Source organism: Novosphingobium album (ex Liu et al. 2023), assembly GCF_029076845.1.
Lineage (GTDB): Bacteria > Pseudomonadota > Alphaproteobacteria > Sphingomonadales > Sphingomonadaceae > Novosphingobium.
The window spans coordinates 1-2417 of the sequence record NZ_JARESE010000086.1 but is presented as its reverse complement, the minus strand read 5'-3'; the positions used below and the strand labels follow the sequence as shown (position 1 = coordinate 2417).

The following is a 2417-nucleotide window of genomic DNA, read 5'->3' as shown; positions in this document are numbered from 1 at the left end:
CGAGCGAGAAGCTGGGGTAGCCTAAATGAGCCTATCTCGGTGTCCGCCAAACCGGCAGCAGGCCATGCAGCCAACAGCAGCTTGCAGAACATCTATGACAAGCTGCTCGGCGCGATGACAGCGTCCTACGCCGAACTAACCGCGATCGTTACCGGTGACGCCTAAAGCGGTTAGCGGAGCTTGCCCAGAAGCCGTCGGCAGCGACGATAAGACAATTATGATGCCAGTGACGATTAGGCTCATGACCTCAGCTCAATCAAGGCTGCGGCCGCTTGGCAGCTCTTCTCGATTAGATCGCTAAAAACTGCCAGTCCGCTGCCGCCGGTAAGTGGAAGGCCGACGCGTCCGCCTAGCCGTGGTCGGGATTGCCTCTTCATACGGGACGGAGCACCTCGATGTCGCGCAGGTGCTGAATGACTTCCGACGTCAGTCCATCCCTGAAGTCCCATCTCTCCTTCGGCACCCGTCCGAAGAAGCGGTAGAACCGTTCCACCGTCGCGTCGGCGTCCGTCCCGCCCGTGATGACAGTGATGCGCGGCCGTTCCGACTCGGTCAGCTGGACCCGCTTGAGCAAATGCTTGAACTCGAAGTCGGCGGACGGCATCGAGTAGCCGAAAAACACCCAATCCACGCTTTTCTTCAGGTAGATCTCGGCCGTCCGCCAGCTCGCCGCGTGCATGGGGAAGTCAAGCGCCTTGCGGTAGCTGAAGGTGGCAAAGCGGGTGCCGAGCGCGTTGGCTTCGCAGTTAGGGCACGGCGGGCTCAGCGTCTCCACCGACGACGGGACCTTACCTCCCAGCAGCGTTTGCCAGTCGCGGGTCCGAAAGAGGGTGCTTGCGACCTTCAGGCTCTCGCTTGGCGGAACCCAGACTGTCTCGCGGCACGCGTCACAGTACAGCCAGTTCACTGAGCCGTGCGGCTTCAGGATCCGAGCGGCATCTCCCGAGGTAACGCGCCGCTTGAGCTTTCCACGTTCGAAGGTGTGGGGGCGCGCCGAGCAGCCGTAGTCGATATTGCGGACTGACTGCGTGCGGGCGAGCCCCTGCTCAAACACCGTGTCCCAGTTCATGCTGAGCACCGCAGTAGTTTCGCCGTCAAAGTCCCGAAAGAGCGTCTCGAGCAGCTGCCAGTTGTCGTCGGGCGAGCGCTGCCGCCGCTTGTAGGTTTGCGACAGCATGCGAATCATCCGGACGATGATCGCCCGGCGTACCACCCTGAGGTCGGCCGCGGAGTAGTGTGGGCCGAGGTGGTGGCCAGTATTGGCCGAGAGGTCGAGCAGGGTAAACATGTCTTCAAGTTCCGGCCACTGCTTGGCCGACCTGCTCTTCCCCTCGCCGAACGCCGTGTCGACAAAGTGGCGGATGTATTTCACCAGACCGTTACTGGGGCCGTCGAGCTTGAGCCTCCCCACGTCGAGGAGTTCGCGGGTGAAGTCGCTCGCCAGCGGCAGGCCAGCGTTGAACGAGAAACCGGCCCCGACGATGAGCAGGTTGCCGGGCTCGTTGGCCAATTGCTCTCCCCCTCAGTTGATTTGCCCCGTATCGGCTCGACCGTATGCCCATTCTTGGGGCGCCGCCACCACCGTGGAGACAAACAAGCGTACTCCCCGCAGCTGAGACCCAAAACAAGTCATCGTTTAGGCTGTGCTTCACGCTCCGCCATGTCCGAGATCGCGGGTGACCTCTGCTTGCATCACTTGTGAAGCTGGGCTCGGCGCTGGCGCTCAACGTGTCACCCATCGCTGGTGACCCTTTATGAACGAGTGTCCGCTTGATGGAAGCAGATAGGCTCCGCTGGATGACCGGGTATGGGTCACGCCGATGCCGCCGATCGTACCGCAGTGGCTCTGAACGCCGGAAGCGTCCCCTACCGCGCAGAACACGAGTGGTCGACGTCAGCGCCAGGATCCGCTGGCTCGGCGGCAAGCATGGCGTGAGTATGTCGAAGCTTCCGGAAGGCCCGGTTAAGCGGTAGCCAGAAGCTCGTTAACGGCAAGAAGAGATGCTGGAAGAAGTGACGGGAAGCTGCGTAGTCTGCGGTATCGAGGGCCCAACCGGCCGCAGCGGCGATGGTCTGCAGCAGGACTGTCGGCGCTGTGGACCGTACGTCATCTCGGGGACGGCTCGCGCCATGATCGGTTCGCGGCTGGACGATGATCCGCTCGCCTGGGCAAGGGCGAGCCACGCCATCCGCCGCCGAACGTCGCGCGATGAATGGCTGAGGATCGGAAGCCAAGTGGGCGATGCGCTCACGACGGCACGGCTGCCCACGCCTGACGTGCAGCTTCGCAACCTTCTAAATCGCATCGCGGACGAAGCAGGGGAGGATGCGTTAACCCCGGTCGCGATCGACCTGTCAACGGGCACCGAAGCTTCCCCAGATGTGGGCGCTTAAAATTCCCTATGTCGTTGGGGTTG

General features: G+C 62.3%; 2 protein-coding genes. One reads left to right on the top strand and one right to left on the bottom strand.

Going from position 1 to position 2417, the window contains the following annotated elements:
- Positions 1–373: 373 nt before the first annotated feature.
- Entirely contained in the window at positions 374–1510 is a 1137-nt protein-coding gene (locus PYV00_RS22990; protein ID WP_275230672.1) for a hypothetical protein, read from the bottom strand.
- A gap of 491 nt (positions 1511–2001) precedes the next feature.
- Here PYV00_RS22990 and PYV00_RS22985 point away from each other — a divergent pair, with 491 nt between their 5' ends.
- Positions 2002–2394, top strand: a complete 393-nt coding sequence (locus tag PYV00_RS22985) for a hypothetical protein (protein WP_275230671.1) — start codon at positions 2002–2004, stop codon at positions 2392–2394.
- Positions 2395–2417 lie beyond the last annotated feature (23 nt).